General features: G+C 70.0%; 17 protein-coding genes. 13 read left to right on the forward strand and 4 right to left on the reverse strand.

Features of this window, described 5'->3' with window-relative positions; genetic code table 11:
* Positions 1-76: 76 nt before the first annotated feature.
* Positions 77-748, reverse strand: a complete 672-nt coding sequence (locus ACRWNP_RS08670) for a response regulator (protein ID WP_431960453.1) — start codon at positions 746-748, stop codon at positions 77-79.
* Between the two features lie 16 nt (positions 749-764).
* Positions 765-1,616: a RecB family exonuclease gene (locus ACRWNP_RS08675; protein ID WP_431960454.1), complete on the reverse strand. Its 852-nt coding sequence runs from the start codon at positions 1,614-1,616 to the stop codon at positions 765-767.
* Positions 1,617-1,713: 97 nt separating this feature from the next.
* Between ACRWNP_RS08675 and ACRWNP_RS08680 the strand changes: the two genes are divergently transcribed.
* The 3 genes from ACRWNP_RS08680 (at position 1,714) to ACRWNP_RS08690 (ending at position 5,048) form a co-directional block, all read left to right on the forward strand.
* Positions 1,714-2,943 (forward strand): site-2 protease family protein, encoded by a 1,230-nt coding sequence (locus tag ACRWNP_RS08680; protein WP_431960455.1) that lies wholly within the window; start codon positions 1,714-1,716, stop codon positions 2,941-2,943.
* Between the two features lie 450 nt (positions 2,944-3,393).
* The gene (locus ACRWNP_RS08685; RefSeq protein WP_431960456.1) at positions 3,394-4,302 is read left to right on the forward strand and encodes a tRNA (adenine-N1)-methyltransferase; all 909 of its coding nucleotides are present in this window, start codon (positions 3,394-3,396) and stop codon (positions 4,300-4,302) included.
* A 161-nt stretch (positions 4,303-4,463) separates the two neighbouring features.
* Positions 4,464-5,048, forward strand: coding sequence for a hypothetical protein (locus ACRWNP_RS08690; protein WP_431960457.1), 585 nt, complete (start codon positions 4,464-4,466; stop codon positions 5,046-5,048).
* Between the two features lie 4 nt (positions 5,049-5,052).
* Here ACRWNP_RS08690 and ACRWNP_RS08695 read toward each other — a convergent pair whose 3' ends face one another.
* Entirely contained in the window at positions 5,053-5,343 is a 291-nt protein-coding gene (locus ACRWNP_RS08695) for a ferredoxin (protein WP_431952179.1), read from the reverse strand.
* A gap of 240 nt (positions 5,344-5,583) precedes the next feature.
* On the opposite strand from ACRWNP_RS08695, the gene arc reads away from it, so the two are divergent.
* The 6 genes from arc (at position 5,584) to prcA (ending at position 11,670) form a co-directional block, all read left to right on the forward strand.
* Entirely contained in the window at positions 5,584-7,350 is a 1,767-nt protein-coding gene (gene arc, locus ACRWNP_RS08700) for a proteasome ATPase (protein WP_431960458.1), read from the forward strand.
* A gap of 207 nt (positions 7,351-7,557) precedes the next feature.
* Complete coding sequence (gene dop / locus ACRWNP_RS08705) at positions 7,558-9,069, forward strand: depupylase/deamidase Dop (RefSeq protein WP_431960459.1); 1,512 nt, start codon at positions 7,558-7,560, stop codon at positions 9,067-9,069.
* Positions 9,070-9,205: 136 nt separating this feature from the next.
* The gene (locus ACRWNP_RS08710; protein WP_319133659.1) at positions 9,206-9,424 is read left to right on the forward strand and encodes a ubiquitin-like protein Pup; all 219 of its coding nucleotides are present in this window, start codon (positions 9,206-9,208) and stop codon (positions 9,422-9,424) included.
* Positions 9,425-9,791: 367 nt separating this feature from the next.
* Positions 9,792-10,025 (forward strand): endonuclease VII domain-containing protein, encoded by a 234-nt coding sequence (locus tag ACRWNP_RS08715; RefSeq protein ID WP_431960630.1) that lies wholly within the window; start codon positions 9,792-9,794, stop codon positions 10,023-10,025.
* Complete coding sequence (prcB, locus tag ACRWNP_RS08720) at positions 9,977-10,822, forward strand: proteasome subunit beta (protein ID WP_431960460.1); 846 nt, start codon at positions 9,977-9,979, stop codon at positions 10,820-10,822. Before ACRWNP_RS08715 ends, prcB begins: the two co-directional genes overlap by 49 nt.
* 50 nt (positions 10,823-10,872) lie before the next feature.
* On the forward strand, positions 10,873-11,670 hold the full coding sequence (prcA, locus tag ACRWNP_RS08725) for a proteasome subunit alpha (RefSeq protein WP_431960461.1): 798 nt from the start codon (positions 10,873-10,875) through the stop codon (positions 11,668-11,670).
* 61 nt (positions 11,671-11,731) lie between these two features.
* On the opposite strand, the gene ACRWNP_RS08730 is transcribed toward prcA, so the two are convergent.
* Positions 11,732-12,739, reverse strand: coding sequence for a LacI family DNA-binding transcriptional regulator (locus ACRWNP_RS08730; RefSeq protein WP_431960462.1), 1,008 nt, complete (start codon positions 12,737-12,739; stop codon positions 11,732-11,734).
* Between the two features lie 122 nt (positions 12,740-12,861).
* Here ACRWNP_RS08730 and ACRWNP_RS08735 point away from each other — a divergent pair, with 122 nt between their 5' ends.
* From ACRWNP_RS08735 to ACRWNP_RS08750, 4 genes are all read left to right on the forward strand, one after another.
* The gene (locus ACRWNP_RS08735) at positions 12,862-14,109 is read left to right on the forward strand and encodes an MFS transporter (protein WP_431960463.1); all 1,248 of its coding nucleotides are present in this window, start codon (positions 12,862-12,864) and stop codon (positions 14,107-14,109) included.
* Positions 14,110-14,118: 9 nt separating this feature from the next.
* A complete protein-coding gene (gene pafA, locus ACRWNP_RS08740) occupies positions 14,119-15,480 on the forward strand; it encodes a Pup--protein ligase (RefSeq protein ID WP_431960464.1) in 1,362 nt (453 codons plus the stop codon).
* Positions 15,481-15,593: 113 nt separating this feature from the next.
* A complete protein-coding gene (locus tag ACRWNP_RS08745; RefSeq protein ID WP_431960631.1) occupies positions 15,594-16,574 on the forward strand; it encodes an FKBP-type peptidyl-prolyl cis-trans isomerase in 981 nt (326 codons plus the stop codon).
* 39 nt (positions 16,575-16,613) lie between these two features.
* A complete protein-coding gene (locus ACRWNP_RS08750) occupies positions 16,614-16,985 on the forward strand; it encodes an FKBP-type peptidyl-prolyl cis-trans isomerase (protein ID WP_431960465.1) in 372 nt (123 codons plus the stop codon).
* Positions 16,986-17,129: the final 144 nt, after the last annotated feature.

A 17,129-nucleotide genomic window follows, 5' to 3' on the forward strand; every position in this document is an offset into this window, starting at 1 on the left:
CGTCAAGACCTCCTAGCGGGCACCCGGGCCGGGCCGGCCGGCCCGGACCACGTCCGGACGAGAACGCCCCGGGGGGCTACTGCGCCCCGGGGCGCACCAGTCCACTCTCGTACGCGTATACCGCCGCCTGCACCCGGTCGCGCAGCGCCAGCTTCGTCAGCACATGCCCCACATGGGTCTTCACCGTCGTCTCACTCACGAACAGCTCCGCGGCGATCTCCGCGTTCGACAGCCCCCGCGCCACCAGCTTCAGCACCTCGACCTCCCGTTCGGTGAGAGTGTGCAGCGCCTGCGGCACCGGCTCCTCCCCCGACGGCAGCCGCCCCGCGTACTTGTCCAGCAGCCGCCGCGTGATGCTCGGTGCGAGCATCGCCTCACCCGCCGCGACCACCCGGATCGCCTGCACCAGCTCGTGCGCCGGAGCGTCCTTCAGCAGGAAACCGCTCGCACCCGCACGCAGCGCCTCCACCACGTACTCGTCGAGATCGAACGTGGTCAGCACCAGCACCTTCGCCGGACCGTCCCGGCCCGGCCCGGTGATCTGCCGGGTCGCCTCCACCCCGTCCATCCGCGGCATGCGGATGTCCATCAGCACCACATCGGGCTGCAGCGCCCGCACCTGCTCCAGGGCCTGCTGGCCGTCCCCCGCCTCGCCGACCACCGCCAGATCGCCCTCGGCCTCCAGGATCATCCGGAAGCCCGTGCGCAGCAGCGGCTGGTCGTCCACCAACAGGACGCGAATAGCCACAAGATCTCCTTCGCCCTCAGGACTCCCCATTCTTCCCCACGACGGGCAGCGGATACGGTGGGGGAGTCCCCCCGAAAGAGGGGCACACCGCCTGGTGGTCGCACCAGTCGCACAAACGGCTCGGCCGCGGCCGCCAGTCACCCGACTCCGTCGCCCGCGTGATCGCCTCCCACAGCGCCTCCAGCTTCCGGGCCACCGCCCGCAGCTCACCCTCCGACGGGTCGTACGTCAGCACCTCACCGCTGCCCAGGTAGACCAGCTGCAGCCGGCGCGGCACCACGCCCCGCAGCCGCCACAGCACCAGCGCGTAGAACTTCATCTGGAACAGCGCCTCGTCCGCGTACTCCGGGCGCGGCGCCTTGCCGGTCTTGTAGTCCACCACGCGCAGGTCGCCCGAGGCCGGCGCGACGTCCAGACGGTCGATGTAACCGCGCAACGTCAGCCCGGACTCCAGCTCCGTCTCCACGTACAGCTCGCGCTCGGCCGGCTCCAGCCGCGTCGGGTCCTCCAGCGAGAACCACCGCTCGACCAGCCGGGCCGCCTCCTCCAGCCACTCCGCGAGCCCCGGCCCGTCAGCCGCGGTGAACAGCTCCGACAGCTCCGGACGCTCCTCCAGCAGCCGCTGCCACTGTCCCGGCACCATCCCCCGGGCCCGGTCTGCCGTCCGCTCCGCCGCCGGCACGTCGAAGAGACGCTCCAGCACCGCGTGCACCACGGTGCCCCGGGTGGCGGCCTGGCTCGGCTTCTCCGGCAACTTGTCGATCACCCGCAGCCGGTACAGCAGCGGGCAGCGCATGAAGTCGGCGGCGCGCGACGGCGAGAGGGATGACGGCGGCCTCGGAGGAACGGCTTCGGTGGTGGTGCCCATGGCAGGACCCTACGGGGTGGCACCGACAGCCGGTGTCGGGTCCCCGCAACCGGGCAATACCATCGACGTCGGAGCGTCAGCGACATGAGGGGAACCAGTGAGCGAGAGCCAGCAGCCGCCGCCGGGCGGCGCGAGGACTCCCGGACCCGACGACGGGCCCGCCAAACGTCCCCCGGGTCCCGGCGGCGGCATCCTCATGGGCCGCTTCTTCGGCGTGCCCGTCTACGTCGCGCCCAGCTGGTTCCTCGTCGCGGCCCTCATCACCTGGGTGTTCGGCGGGCAGCTCGACCGCGTCCTGCCCGGGCTCGGCGGCGCCCGCTACCTCGTCTCGCTCTTCTTCGCGGTCGCCTTCTACGCCTCCGTGCTCGTCCACGAACTCGCCCACACCGTCGCGGCACTCCGCTTCGACCTGCCCGTGCGCCGCATCCAGCTGCAGTTCTTCGGCGGCGTCTCCGAGATCGAGAAGGAGTCCGAGACCCCCGGGCGTGAATTCGTCCTCGCCTTCGTCGGCCCGCTGCTCTCCCTCGTCCTCGCGGGCGTCTTCTACCTCGGCATGTACGGCGTCGACCCCGACACCGTGCCCGGCGTCCTGCTCGCCGGACTCATGATCAGCAACCTGCTCGTGGCCGTCTTCAACCTGCTCCCCGGCCTCCCGCTCGACGGCGGCCGGATGCTCCGCGCCGTCATCTGGAAGCTCAGCGGCAAGGCCATGACCGGCACCATCGCCGCCGCCTGGACCGGCCGCGCCCTGGCCATCGCCGTCCTCGTCGGCCTGCCCCTGCTGTCCTACGCGGGCGGCATGAGCGACGGCGGCGAGGGCGCCACGGGCTTCGACTCCCTCACCGACGCGCTGCTCGCGGCCATCCTCGCCGCCATCATCTGGACCGGCGCCGGCAACAGCCTGCGCATGGCGCGCCTGCGCGAGCACCTGCCCGAACTGCAGGCCCGTACCCTCACCCGGCGCGCCCTCCCGGTGACCTCCGACACCCCGCTGTCCGAGGCCCTGCGCCGGGCCAACGAGGCCGGCGCCCGCGCCCTCGTCGTCGTCGACGGCCAGGGCGCCCCCACCGCGGTCGTCCGCGAGGCCGCCATCGTCGGCGTCCCCGAGCACCGCCGACCCTGGGTCGCCGTCTCCGGCCTCGCCCAGGACATCAAGCCCGGCATGAAGGTCTCCGCGGAACTCGCCGGCGAGGACCTCCTCGACACCCTGCGTGCCACCCCCGCCACGGAGTACCTCGTCATCGAGAACTCCGGCGAGGTCTACGGCGTCCTGTCCACCGCCGACGTCGAGAAGGCCTTCCTCGCAGCCATGGCCAGGCCTTCTTAAGGGCTCGGTTCGCCTCCGGGGCGCCCCTTTTTTCAAAGGCTCGGTTCGCCTCCGGGGCGCTCAAGACGGTGTCGACGGTCGACCGTGCTCGGTCACTCGTTCCTCGCGACCTCCGCGCTCCCCCGGCTACCGCCGGGCGGTGCCCCCACCCTTTCGACACCGTCCGCGCCCCTTCGGCTCACTCGCCGAGCAGCAACCGGATGTGCACCGGCGCGAATCGTTGGCGTCCGCGCTCGCCCGGTAGGCATGGACGGCGCCCACGCACGCCCCGCGAGTGAGCCGAAGGGGCGCGCGCCTGTCGAAAGGGAGAGCACGCGGACGCTCCGAGGGACGAGGAGCCGAGCATGGTCGACCTCCTCCCAGCCTGGCGGCTGGGAGGTGCCCCCGCAGGTGCAAGGGGCGCCCCGGAGACGAACCGAGCCCCTGAAAATGAACGGTAGGCTTAACGGCATGTCCGAACCGACCGGTGCCGCCCGCCGTCGCGGGCCCTTCAAGGTCGGGGACCAGGTCCAGCTCACCGATCCCAAGGGACGCCACTACACGTTCACGCTCGAGGCCGGGAAGAACTTCCACACCCACAAGGGTTCCTTCCCCCACGACGAGCTGATCGGCGCCCCCGAGGGCAGTGTGGTCCGTACCACGGGAAACGTCGCCTACCTCGCGCTGCGCCCCCTGCTCCCCGACTACGTCCTGTCCATGCCCCGCGGCGCCGCCGTGGTCTACCCCAAGGACGCCGGGCAGATCCTGTCGATGGCCGACATCTTCCCCGGCGCACGCGTCGTGGAGGCGGGCGTCGGCTCCGGCTCGCTCAGCATGTTCCTGCTGCGCGCCGTCGGCGACCAGGGGATGCTGCACTCCTACGAGCGCCGCGCCGACTTCGCCGAGATCGCCACCCAGAACGTGGAGCGGTACTTCGGCGGCCCGCACCCCGCGTGGCAGCTCACCGTCGGCGACCTGCAGGACAACCTCAGCGACACCGACGTCGACCGCGTCATCCTCGACATGCTCGCCCCCTGGGAATGCCTGGAGGCCGTCTCCAAGGCGCTGGTCCCCGGCGGCATCCTCTGCGCCTACGTGGCAACCACCACCCAGCTCGCCCGCACCGTCGAGGCGATCCGCGAGCACGGCACGTTCAACGAGCCGTCCGCCTGGGAGACCATGGTCCGCACCTGGCACATCGAGGGCCTGGCCGTACGCCCCGACCACCGCATGATCGGGCACACCGGCTTCCTGCTCACCGCCCGCCGTCTCGCCGACGGCGTCGAGCCCCCCGTGCGGCGCAGGCGCCCCGCGCCCGGCGCGTACGGCGAGGACTACACCGGCCCGGGCGGCGGAAAGCCGACCAACGGCGGAGCGTAACCACCCGACCCCGAAGCGCCGCCGCCGGACACACCGGCGGCGGCGCTTCGCCACACCCCGCGGACATCTCCCGAAACACGGGCCCCGGTCGTACCAACCGACCGTGACCTGTGGCACGATGCTGGCCACCCCGCTCGACCAACTCCACAGGAGACAGGCGCGTGCAGCCATCCGCAGGGCCGGCCCTCCCGCACACCCGAGCCCGCTCGGTGCACTGGATCACGACCGCCGCGGTGATCGCCGCCGTCATAGGCAGCGCCGCACTCGTGCAGCCCGCCGGAGCCTCCACGGGCAGGCCCGCCGCCGACGCCAAGGCCGGCAAGCCCACGCCCGCCGTCACGCCGCCCCCGGACGCCCGCGCCGCCCACTACCCTCTGGCATGCGCCGGGGCCCCCGTGGACGTCGTGGACCAGGCGTCGGGAGACCTCGACGGGGACGGCCGCCCCGAGACCGTCGCCGTCGTCCGCTGCCACTCCGAGACCGGCACCCCGCCCAGTGGCCTGTACGTGCTGTCCGCGGACCCGGGGGCCGCCGCCCCGCGCATCGTCGAGACGCTCGTCGACCCCAAGGAGCAGCGCAGTTTCAAGGGACTGCGGATCGACGGCCGCACCGTGCGGGCCACCGTCCTCGGCTACTCCACCGACGACGTCCCCCGGTGCTGCCCCGACCAGCAGCGTGACTACAGCTGGGAATGGCGGTCCGGCACCTACTACGAGATCCCCGGAGCGCTCGCGAACAGCGTGTGACAGATCACTCCGCGTCGGGTCCGTACAGCTCTACACTGTCCGAAACCCGACGCACATGAATACAGTCGCCAGGGCAGTCCCTGGCCGAATCCACCACATCGGTCAACAACGGCAGGGGAACCGGGACCGTGGCCCCGGGTTCCTGACGGAGTTCGGCGTCGTCGCCCTTCACGTAGGCGAGGCCGTCGATGTCCAGCTCGAAGACCTCGGGCGCGTACTGCACACAGATGCCGTCCCCGGTGCACAGGTCCTGATCGATCCAGACCTCAAGCGCCTCGACGACTTCCTCGCTCACCGGTACCTCGCCTGCCGTTCATCGTTCGGGAAGGGACAGCCCATGACGGGCGTTGACCGAACCGACGATACAACCGGCCGCTTTCGGATGGTGATGGCTGGGTATCTCCCTGGCGGGAGGACGTGCGCAAGGGTGAAGATCGGACACACCCAGGACGTCTTTGTGATCTAGGGGTTTCAACCCCTACTGGCCCAGGTAGGGTCTGGAAGCGTCCAGCTCCCCTTGGAGGAGGTGAGGACCGTGGCGGCCCACGACGACGACATCAACCGTGGCGGCCGACCCGCTCGTGGATCGGAAGACCCCATGAGCCAGGTCGCCTTTCTTGAGCAGGAGATCGCCGTCCTGCGACGTAAGCTCGCCGACTCTCCGCGGCACACGAGGATTCTCGAGGAGCGGATCGTCGAGCTGCAGACCAACCTGGCAGGCGTGTCCGCTCAGAACGAGCGGCTGGCGAACACCCTCCGCGAGGCCCGCGACCAGATCGTGGCCCTCAAGGAGGAGGTGGACCGCCTCGCGCAGCCCCCTGCCGGATTCGGTGTGTTCCTGCAGGCGAACGACGACGGAACGGCCGACATCTTCACCGGCGGCCGCAAGCTGCGGGTGAACGTCAGCCCGTCCGTCGAGCTGGACGACCTCCGGCGCGGCCAGGAAGTCATGCTCAACGAGGCGCTCAACGTGGTCGAGGCCATGGAGTTCGAGCGCATCGGAGACATCGTCACCCTCAAGGAGATCCTCGAGGACGGCGAGCGGGCCCTGGTCATCGGGCACACGGACGAGGAGCGGGTGGTGCGGCTCGCCGAGCCGCTGCTGGACGGCACCCTCCGCGCCGGCGACGCGCTGCTGCTCGAACCGCGCTCCGGATACGTCTACGAACGGGTCCCCAAGAGCGAGGTCGAAGAGCTCGTCCTCGAAGAGGTCCCCGACATCGACTACCGCCAGATCGGCGGCCTCAGCAACCAGATCGAGCAGATCCGCGACGCCGTCGAACTGCCCTACCTGCACGCCGAGCTGTTCAAGGAGTACGAGCTCCGCCCGCCCAAGGGCGTGCTCCTCTACGGCCCCCCCGGCTGCGGCAAGACGCTCATCGCCAAGGCCGTCGCCAACTCCCTTGCCAAGAAGGTCGCCGAAGTCACCGGACAGCCCCAGGGAAAAAGCTACTTCCTGAACATCAAGGGTCCCGAGCTGCTCAACAAGTACGTCGGCGAAACCGAGCGGCAGATCCGGCTGGTCTTCCAGCGCGCACGCGAGAAGGCCGGGGAGGGCACCCCCGTCATCGTCTTCTTCGACGAGATGGAATCCCTCTTCCGGACCCGCGGCTCCGGCGTCAGCTCGGACGTGGAGAACACCATCGTCCCCCAGCTGCTCGCCGAGATCGACGGCGTCGAAGGCCTGGAGAACGTCATCGTCATCGGCGCCTCCAACCGCGAGGACATGATCGACCCCGCGATCCTGCGGCCCGGCCGCCTGGACGTGAAGATCAAGATCGAGCGGCCGGACGCAGAGGCGGCCAAGGACATCTTCTCCAAGTACCTCGTGGACACCCTGCCGCTGCACGGCGAGGACCTCTCCGAGCACGGCGGATCGGCGGCGGCCACCGTCGACGCCATGATCCAGTCGGTCGTGGAGCGGATGTACTCGGAATCCGAGGAGAACCGCTTCCTGGAGGTCACCTACGCCAACGGTGACAAGGAAGTCCTCTACTTCAAGGACTTCAACTCCGGCGCCATGATCCAGAACATCGTGGACCGGGCCAAGAAGATGGCGATCAAGGCCTTCCTCGACCACAACCAGCGGGGCTTGCGCGTCTCCCACCTGCTCGCCGCCTGCGTGGACGAGTTCAAGGAGAACGAGGACCTGCCCAACACCACCAACCCGGACGACTGGGCCCGCATCTCCGGCAAGAAGGGCGAGCGGATCGTCTTCATCCGCACCCTCGTCACCGGCAAGCAGGGCGCCGACACCGGTCGCTCCATCGACACCGTCGCCAACACGGGCCAGTACCTGTAACACGCGACCACCCTCCGGCTGCGGGTGCCCACGCAGGGGCACCCGCAGCCGGAGCATTTCACCCCGGCACCACCCAGGAAACCGCGTAATGATCTCCCCACCACCGCCATCGCGTTCTAGGCTCAGCGGTATCGCACGAGGGCCAATCGCGAAGCGGTACTTGAGCGACCGGCCCAGCACGGGCCGCAGCCGGGCAAGGAGGGCCGCATGACCGTACGGCGAGTAATGGGCATCGAGACGGAGTACGGGATCTCCGTTCCGGGCCACCCGAACGCCAATGCCATGCTCACCTCGTCCCAGGTCGTCAACGCCTACGCGGCGGCGATGCACCGGGCGCGCCGCGCCCGCTGGGACTTCGAGGAGGAGAACCCACTGCGGGACGCCCGCGGCTTCGACCTCGCCCGAGAAGCCGCGGACTCCAGCCAGCTCACCGACGAGGACATCGGCCTGGCCAATGTCATCCTCACCAACGGAGCCAGGCTCTACGTCGACCACGCCCACCCCGAGTACAGCGCCCCGGAGGTCACCAACCCCCGCGACGCCGTCCTGTGGGACAAGGCCGGCGAGCGCATCATGGCCGAGGCCGCCGAGCGCGCCGCCCAGCTCCCCGGCGCCCAGCCCATCCACCTCTACAAGAACAACACCGACAACAAGGGCGCGTCCTACGGCACCCACGAGAACTACCTGATGAAGCGGGAGACCCCCTTCTCGGACATCGTGCGCCACCTCACGCCCTTCTTCGTCTCCCGCCAGGTCGTCACCGGCGCCGGCCGCGTCGGAATCGGCCAGGACGGCCACGAACACGGCTTCCAGATCAGCCAGCGCGCCGACTACTTCGAGGTCGAGGTCGGACTCGAGACCACCCTCAAACGGCCCATCATCAACACCCGCGACGAGCCCCACGCCGACGCCGAGAAGTACCGCCGGCTGCACGTGATCATCGGCGACGCGAACCTCTCCGAGATCTCCACCTACCTCAAGCTCGGCACCACCGCCCTGGTCCTGTCGATGATCGAGGACGGGTTCATCAACGTCGACCTCGCCGTCGACCAGCCCGTACGCACCCTCCACCAGGTCAGCCACGACCCCACGCTGCGCAGGCTGATCACCCTGCGCAGCGGCCGGACACTGACCGCCGTCCAGCTCCAGATGGAGTACTGCGAGCTGGCCCGCAAGTACGTCGAGGACCGCTTCGGCACCGACGCCGACGAGCAGACCAAGGACGTCCTCGGACGCTGGGAGGACGTACTCAACCGCCTCGAGAGCGACCCCATGAGCCTCGCCCGCGAACTGGACTGGATCGCCAAGCGCGAACTCCTCGAGGGCTACCGGCGCCGCGACTGCCTGGACTGGGACGCCGCGCGGCTCCACCTCGTCGACCTCCAGTACGCCGACGTGCGCCCCGAGAAGGGCCTCTACAACCGTCTGGAGGCCCGCGGCCGCATCCAGCGCCTGGTGACCGAGGACGAGGTCGTACGGGCCATGAGCAAGCCCCCGGAGGACACCCGGGCCTACTTCCGCGGCCGCTGCCTGGAGCAGTACGCGGACGACGTCGCGGCGGCCTCCTGGGACTCCGTGATCTTCGACCTCCCCGGCCGGGACTCCCTGCAGCGCGTCCCCACGCTGGAGCCGCTGCGGGGCACCCGCAACCACGTCAAGGAGCTGCTGGACCGCTGCCGCAGCGCGGAGGAGCTGGTGCGGATCCTGTCGGGCGGCTGATCAGGGCTGAAATCCGTCCGAACCGGGAATCATCGGGGTGGCCCCCGGACGTTGGGCAATACCGGGGGCCGAAGTCAGACCCTCCTTGTAGGGTCTGATCTTGTAGGACATGGACACCGAGCGGGGTGAGGGACACATGGCTACCAAGGACACCGGCGGCGGGCAGCAGAAGGCCACGCGTTCGACCGAGGAGGTCGAGGAGACCGCGCAGGACGCGCAGGAGGCCTCGGACCTCAAGGAGCGGCACGAGAAGCTGTCGGACGACGTGGACTCCGTGCTGGACGAGATCGACGACGTCCTCGAAGAGAATGCCGAGGATTTCGTCCGAAGCTTTGTTCAAAAAGGCGGCGAGTAGTCTCTAAATGTCCGAATTGCATCAAGCGAAAAAGTGCTCGCGATGCAAGCGGATGTTGCCGAGGGAAGCCTTCGCCGGCAATAAGTCCATGCGGGACGGGCTCCAGGCGTACTGCCGGGAGTGCTCAGCGGAGTACTACCGGCAGCGCCAGGAGGCCCTGGGGCGCACTGTTCGCGAGAAGCATGACGTGCCGTTGGGTCACAAGCGTTGTCCACGGTGCGGAGAGATCAAGCCGCACTCCGAGTGGACTCGCAATAGCAGTGCGGCTGACGGCTTGACCACGTACTGCAAGGCATGCCGGGCGGTGGAGGGCAGGGCGCGGCACCTCAGAAACAAGTACGGGATGACCGAGGCCCAGCGGGACGCCATGGTCAGTGAGCAGTTCGGTATCTGCTGTATTTGTCTGGACGCCCCGGCCGAACATGTGGATCACGACCACGGGACGGGTAGGGTCCGTGGCGTACTGTGCTTCAGCTGCAACGCCGCGCTGGGGCAGTTCAAGGATCGGCCCGACGTCATACGGCGGGCGGCCGCATACGTGGAAGGAAACGTGTGGAAGCCAACACTCGTAGCACCGGGCGTCTACCAGCTGCCTTCCTGACGCCTGGCTCGTCCTCGTTCGTGGACTTCCTGGGGGCGCACGCGCCGGAGATGCTCCCGGGCAATCGCACCCTGCCCGCCGTGAAGGGGGCCGTCGAGCTGCCGCACGGTACGACCATCGTGGCCGCTGCCTTCCCCGGCGGCGTGGTGCTCGCCGGTGACCGGCGGGCCACGATGGGCAATGTCATCGCGCAGCGGGACATCGAGAAGGTCTTCCCGGCCGACGAGTACTCGGCGGTCGGCATCGCGGGCACGGCGGGCCTGGCGGTGGAGATGGTGAAGCTGTTCCAGCTGGAGCTGGAGCACTACGAGAAGATCGAGGGCGCGACGCTCTCGCTGGAGGGCAAGGCGAACCGCCTGTCGACCATGATCCGGGGGAACCTGGGGATGGCGCTGCAGGGGCTGGCGGTGGTGCCGCTGTTCGCCGGCTACGACACGGACCGGGAGAAGGGGCGGATCTTCTCGTACGACGTGACGGGCGGCCGTTCCGAGGAGCACGGTTTCGCGGCGACCGGTTCGGGCTCGGTGTTCGCGCGGGGTTCGATGAAGAAGCTGTACAAGCCGGACCTCACGGAGTCGCAGACGGTGACCCTGGTGATCCAGGCGCTGTACGACGCGGCGGACGACGACTCGGCGACCGGTGGCCCGGATCTGGGGCGGCGGATCTACCCGATCGTGACGGTGATCACCGACGAGGGCTTCCGCAAGCTGACCGAGGCCGAGACGTCGGAGATCGTCCGGGCCGTCCACGAGCGGCGGCTGGAGCTGCCGGACGGCCCGCGGGCCGAGCTGCTGTGACACGGTCGTCCGAGATGCACTCGCTACTGACAGAAAGGGACGGATAGCCGGTGTCGACGCCGTTCTATGTCTCACCCCAGCAGGCCATGGCCGACCGTGCCGAGTTCGCCCGCAAGGGCATCGCGCGCGGGCGCAGCGTCGTCGTGCTGCAGTACACCGACGGCATCGTCTTCATCGCCGAGAACCCGTCCCGTGCCCTGCACAAGGTCAGTGAGATCTACGACCGGATCGCCTTCGCGGCGGTGGGGAAGTACAACGAGTTCGAGAATCTGCGGATCGGCGGGGTGCGCTATGCCGATCTGCGGGGTTACACCTATGACCGGGACGATGTGACGGCGCGCGGACTGGCGAACGTGTACGCGCAGACGCTCGGCACGATCTTCTCGAGTGTGGGGGAGAAGCCCTACGAGGTGGAGTTGATCGTCGCGGAGGTGGGTGCGGACTCCTCGGAGGACCAGATCTACCGGCTGCCGCACGATGGTTCGATCGTCGACGAGCATGGTGCGGTGGCGGTCGGTGGCAACTCGGATCAGATCGGCAGTTATCTGGATCAGCGGCATCGTGACGGTATGACGCTGGCGGAGGCGCTGAAGCTGGCGGTGGAGTCGTTGAGCCGCGACACCAACGGTGGTGACCGGCAGCTCACGGCGGAGCAGCTGGAGGTCGCGGTGCTGGACCGCACGCGGCCGCAGCAGCGTAAGTTCAAGCGGATCCTGGGCCGGCAGTTGTCGCGGTTGCTGGAGGCGGAGGGGGCTCCGCCCTCGGTGGAGAAGGCGGAGAAGCCGGCTTCGCCGGCTGCCGCGGCCGAGGGGGATGACGATCTTCCGGAGCTTGACGAGGACGTGTGACGGGTTCCGGCCCGTTCCCGACGCCTCGGTCGCCTTTCCGGCGGCCGGGGCGTCGGTTTTTTCAGGGGTGGCGTGGTGGGGCGGTGGAGCCGCGTACGACGAGGCGGACGGGGAGTTCGGTGCCGGTGGCGGGGTGGCCGGCGAGGGTGTCGAGGAGTGCGGTCATGCCGTGGGCGCCGACGGCGTCGGCGGGGAGGGCGACGGTGGTGAGTTCGGGTTCGACGGCGGTGGCGAGGGCGGAGTCGTCGTAGCCGGTGACGGAGATGTCGGTGGGGACGCGTAGTCCGTGGCGGCGCAGTGCCTTGCAGGCGCCGACGGCGAGGACGTCGTCGTCGCAGACGATGGCGGTGGGTGGGGTCCCGGGGCGGGCGAGGAGGCGTTCGGTGGCGTGGCGGGCGTCCTCGTAGGTGAGTGGGGAGCGTTCGGCGGGCGGGGTGGTGCCGAGGGTGCCGGTGAGGGACTGGGCGCGTTCGCGGAAGGTCCAGGTGTCGATGTCGGCGGCGAGGTGGGCGATGTCGCGGGGGTGGTGGCCGAGGCCGAGGAGGTGCCGGGCGATCTGGCGCATGCCGTCGGCGATGGCGAGGTTGACGGTGGCGGCGGGGCCCGGTTCCGCGGGGTCGGCGTCGAGCATGACGAGGGGGAGGCCGCCGTCGCCGATGGCGGCGAGGGCGTCGGCGGCCATGGAGGAGGCGATGATGCCGTCGAGGGCGGCGCGGGCGGAGCCGAAGGGGTCGCGGGCGGGGCCGACGCCTTCGGGGGAGGGGTAGAGGACGACGCCGAAGCCGTGGGCGTCGGCGACGCGGGCGGCGCCGGTGTAGACGCGGGCGAAGTATTCGTTGGTGATGGTCGGGACGACCAGGAGCGCGGTGCGGGTGCGGCCGAGGCGGAGGTTGCGGGCGGCGAGGTTGGGCCGGTAGCCGAGGGCGCGGGCGGCGGTGCGGACGGTGTCGGCGGTGCGTTCGGAGACGCGGCCGCGCCATTTGTCGCCGAGGACGAGGGAGACGGTGGCCTGGGAGACGCCGGCGGCGCGTGCGACGTCGCGTGAGGTCGGGCGCGCTGTGTCGGTCACCGTGGGCCTCTTTTCGGGTGGCTGGGCGGGTGGCGGCGCGGGGTGCGCGGCTGGACCGGTGGGCTGGGCTCATGGTACGTATGACCCACGACGTTATACGTACAACTGGCGAAGGGGCGGCCATGGGGACCGGTTACGGCGACCTGTTGCGGGCCCGGCACGCGGTGCGGCTGCTGTCCGGCACTCTGATCGGCCGGCTGCCGAACGCCACGGCGGCCCTGGGCATCGTGCTGCTCACCCGGGCGCAGGGCGGCGACTTCGCGCTCGCGGGGGCGCTGTCGGCCGTCTACGGCCTCGCCAACGCCGTGGGGCAGCCGCTGCTGGGCCGGGCGGTGGACCGCCTGGGGCAGCCGAGGGTGATGTTCCCGGCGGCGGTGGTCTCGGCCGCGGGCATGGCAGTCTTCGCCCTCTCCGGGCCCCGTCCGCTGCCGTTGGCGTACGCCGCGATGCTCGTGGCGGGTTTCTTCACCCCGCCGCTGGAGGGCGGGCTGCGGGCGCTGTGGCCGAGCGTGCTCAAGGGTGAGGACCGGATCCACGCCGCCTACGCGCTGGACGCGGCCGCGCAGGAGGTCATGTTCGCGGTCGGGCCGCTGCTGGTGACGCTGCTGGTGGCGGCGTTCTCGGAGTCGGCGGCGTTGCTGTGGATCGCGGCGGTGGGTGTGGCGGGCGCGCTGAGCGTGGTCACGGCGCCGCCGTCGAGGGCGTGGCGCACGCGGCCGCGTACTCCGGACTGGCTGGGGCCGCTGCGCGCGCCGGGCCTGCGGGCGCTGGTCGGTTCGTTCTTCTTCGTGGGGCTGGCGCTGGGCTCGATCGCGGTGGCGGCGGTGGCGTACGCCGACGAGTACGGCGGCGGGATGGTGTCCAGTTATGTGCTGTCGGGGATCGGCGCCGGGGCGCTGGCGGGCGGGGTGGTCTACGGGGCGCGGCAGTGGGGCGGGGTGCCGGAGCGGCGGCTGCGGCTGCTGATGGCGGGACTGGCCGTGTGCTACCTGCCGCTGGCGCTGGCGCCGGGTGTCGCGTTGATGTCCGGCCTCGCGGTGCTGGCGGGGCTGTTCCTCGCGCCCTCGCTGGCCTGCGCGTTCGTGGTGGTCGACCGGCACGCCCCGGTGGGCACGGTGACGGAGGCGTTCTCATGGATCGTCACGACGTTCGGGGTGGGCGCGGCGGTGGGGACGGCGGCCGCGGGGCCGGCCGCGCAGTACGGTGGGGCGGCGGCGGCCTTCGGCGTGGCGGGGGCCGGCGGGGTGGTGGCGCTGGTGGTCCTGCTGGCCAGTGGGCGCTACCTCACGCCACCGGAGCCGGCAACCGGGACGGAAAAAGATCGAATCGCCGTGGTCGAACCCGGTTTGAGGTCCACGCATCAGGCGTAAGGTCTCATCATGGACCGCCGCATTTTCGGGCTGGAGAACGAGTACGGTGTCACGTGCACGTTCAGGGGACAGCGGCGTCTGTCCCCTGACGAGGTGGCGCGGTACCTCTTCCGCCGTGTCGTGTCATGGGGTCGCAGCAGCAACGTCTTCCTCCGCAACGGCGCCCGTCTCTACCTCGACGTGGGTTCGCACCCGGAGTACGCCACTCCCGAGTGCGACAACGTGACGGAACTGGTCACCCACGACAAGGCGGGGGAGCGCATCCTCGAGGGCCTCCTGGTGGACGCCGAACGGCGCCTGCACGAGGAGGGCATCGCGGGCGACGTCTACCTCTTCAAGAACAACACCGACTCCGCCGGGAACTCCTACGGGTGCCACGAGAACTACCTCGTCGCCCGGCACGGGGAGTTCTCCCGCCTCGCGGACATCCTCATCCCGTTCCTGGTCACCCGGCAGCTGCTGTGCGGCGCCGGAAAGGTGCTGCAGACCCCGCGTGGCGCGGTCTACTGCGTCAGCCAGCGCGCGGAGCACATCTGGGAGGGCGTCAGTTCCGCGACGACCCGTTCCCGGCCGATCATCAACACCCGGGACGAGCCGCACGCGGACGCCGAGCGCTACCGGCGGCTGCACGTCATCGTGGGTGACTCCAACATGTCCGAGACGACCATGCTGCTGAAGGTCGGCGCGACCGACCTGGTGCTGCGCATGATCGAGGCGGGCACCGTGATGCGGGACCTGACGCTGGAGAACCCGATCCGGGCGATCCGCGAGGTGTCGCACGACATAACGGGCCAGCGCAAGGTCCGTCTCGCCTCGGGCCGGGAGGCCTCGGCCCTGGAGATCCAGGAGGAGTACTACTCCAAGGCGGTGGACTTCTGCGACCGGCGCGGCATCCGCAGCGGTGTCATCGAGCAGGTCCTCGAACTGTGGGGCCGGGCCCTGGAGTCGATCGCCAGCGGTGACCTGGACAAGATCGGCACCGAGATCGACTGGGTGATGAAGTACCGCCTGATCGAGCGTTACCGGGCGCGGGACAACATCACGATGTCGCACCCGCGCATCGCGCAGATAGACCTCGCGTACCACGACATCCACCGCCGCCGCGGGTTGTACTACCTGCTGGAGAAGCGGGGTCAGGCCAAGCGGATCTGCAACGACCTGAAGATCTTCGAGGCCAAGTCCGTGCCCCCGCAGACGACGCGGGCGCGGCTGCGCGGCGACTTCATCCGCCGCGCCCAGGAGCAGCGGCGCGACTTCACCGTCGACTGGGTGCACCTGAAGCTCAACGACCAGGCGCAGCGCACCGTGCTGTGCAAGGACCCGTTCCGGTCGGTGGACGACCGGGTGGAGAAGCTCATCGCCGGCATGTAGCGGCGGTGGCGTGGACGACGCGGGGGCCCCGTAGGTGTTCGTACCGGGCCCCGCGCACGCCGTAGAGTGGCGCGCACGCCCGACAACGCAAGATCGACCTGATGGGGATCCCCGTGCGCCGACGCTCTCTTCTCTTCGCCGTCCCTGCCGGCCTGCTCACCCTCGCCGGCTGCGGTGACGACAAGTCCGGCAAGTCCGCGACCAGCGTCAGCCCGTCGGGTTCCGCGTCCGCGTCGGTGAAGATCGTGGAGGGTCCGCTTCCGGACGTCACGGCCGGTACGAAGTTCGGCGAGAAGCCGACCGTCGCCAAGGGTCCGGGTCGGCCGAGCAAGGACCTGGCGGTCAAGACGCTGATCCAGGGCAACGGCGCCACCGTCGCCGCGGGTGACTACCTCCAGGCGAACTACCTCGGCCAGATCTGGGACACGGCCAAGGTCTTCGACAACTCCTGGGACCGGGGTGCGCCGGCCATCTTCCCGATCGGCGTCGGACGAGTCATCCCGGGCTGGGACAAGGCCCTGGTGGGCAAGAAGGTCGGCGACCGGGTCGAGCTGGCGATCCCCCCGAACCTGGGCTACGGCGAGCAGGGCCAGCCGGACGCCGGCATCAAGGGCACCGACACGCTGGTGTTCGTCGTCGACGTGGTCGACACCTTCAGCGCCAAGAGCTCCGCCAAGGGCAAGGCGGTCCCGCAGAACGACGCCAAGCTGCCCAAGGTCGGCACCAACACCGACGGCAAGGCGCCCTCCATCGAGGTGCCCAGGACGGCCGCCCCGGCGAAGCTGGTCGCCAACTACGTGCTGGAGGGCGACGGCGCGGCGGTCAAGCCCACCGACACCCTGCTGCTGCAGTACAAGGGCGTGGTGTGGGACGGCGGCAAGGAGTTCGACTCCAGCTACAAGAACGGCCAGTTGGCCCAGTTCCCGCTGCAGCAGCTGATCAAGGGCTGGCAGGAGGGACTCGTGGGCAAGAAGGTCGGCAGCCGCGTGATGCTCGTGGTGCCGCCGGACCTCGGCTACGGCGACAAGGCGCAGCCGGGCATCCCGGCCAAGTCCACGCTGGTGTTCAGCCTCGACATCCTCGCGGTGATGTAAGACTAGGCAGGTTGTCCGCACCTCTTTAGGAGCACGTACGTGAGCATCGAGAAGCCCGAGATCGACTTCCCCGGCGGCGAGCCGCCTGCCGAACTGGTGATCAGGGACATCTGGGAGGGCGAGGGCGCCGAGGCGAAGGCGGGCCAGAACGTCACCGTCCACTACGTCGGTGTCGCCTTCAGCACCGGCGAGGAGTTCGACGCGAGCTGGAACCGCAACTCGCCCTTCACCTTCCCGCTGGGTGGTGGCCGGGTCATCAAGGGCTGGGACCAGGGCGTGCAGGGCATGAGGGTCGGCGGTCGTCGCGAGCTGACCATCCCCGCGCACCTCGCCTACGGCAACCAGAGCCCGAGCCCGCTCATCAAGCCGGGCGAGACGCTGATCTTCGTGGTGGACCTGCTGTCCGTCTGACCGGCCCGTCCGGCCCGACCACGCCCCGGAGCCCCCGCCGACCGGCACCGCCGGCCCGGCGGGGGCTCCGTCGTGCCCGGGCCCGCGGGGGACCGGCACCGGAACCGGCCTTCGCTTCAGCCGCGCGGCCCGGCCGCGATAGGG

Source organism: Actinacidiphila sp. bgisy160, assembly GCF_965342435.1.
GTDB lineage: Bacteria > Actinomycetota > Actinomycetes > Streptomycetales > Streptomycetaceae > Actinacidiphila.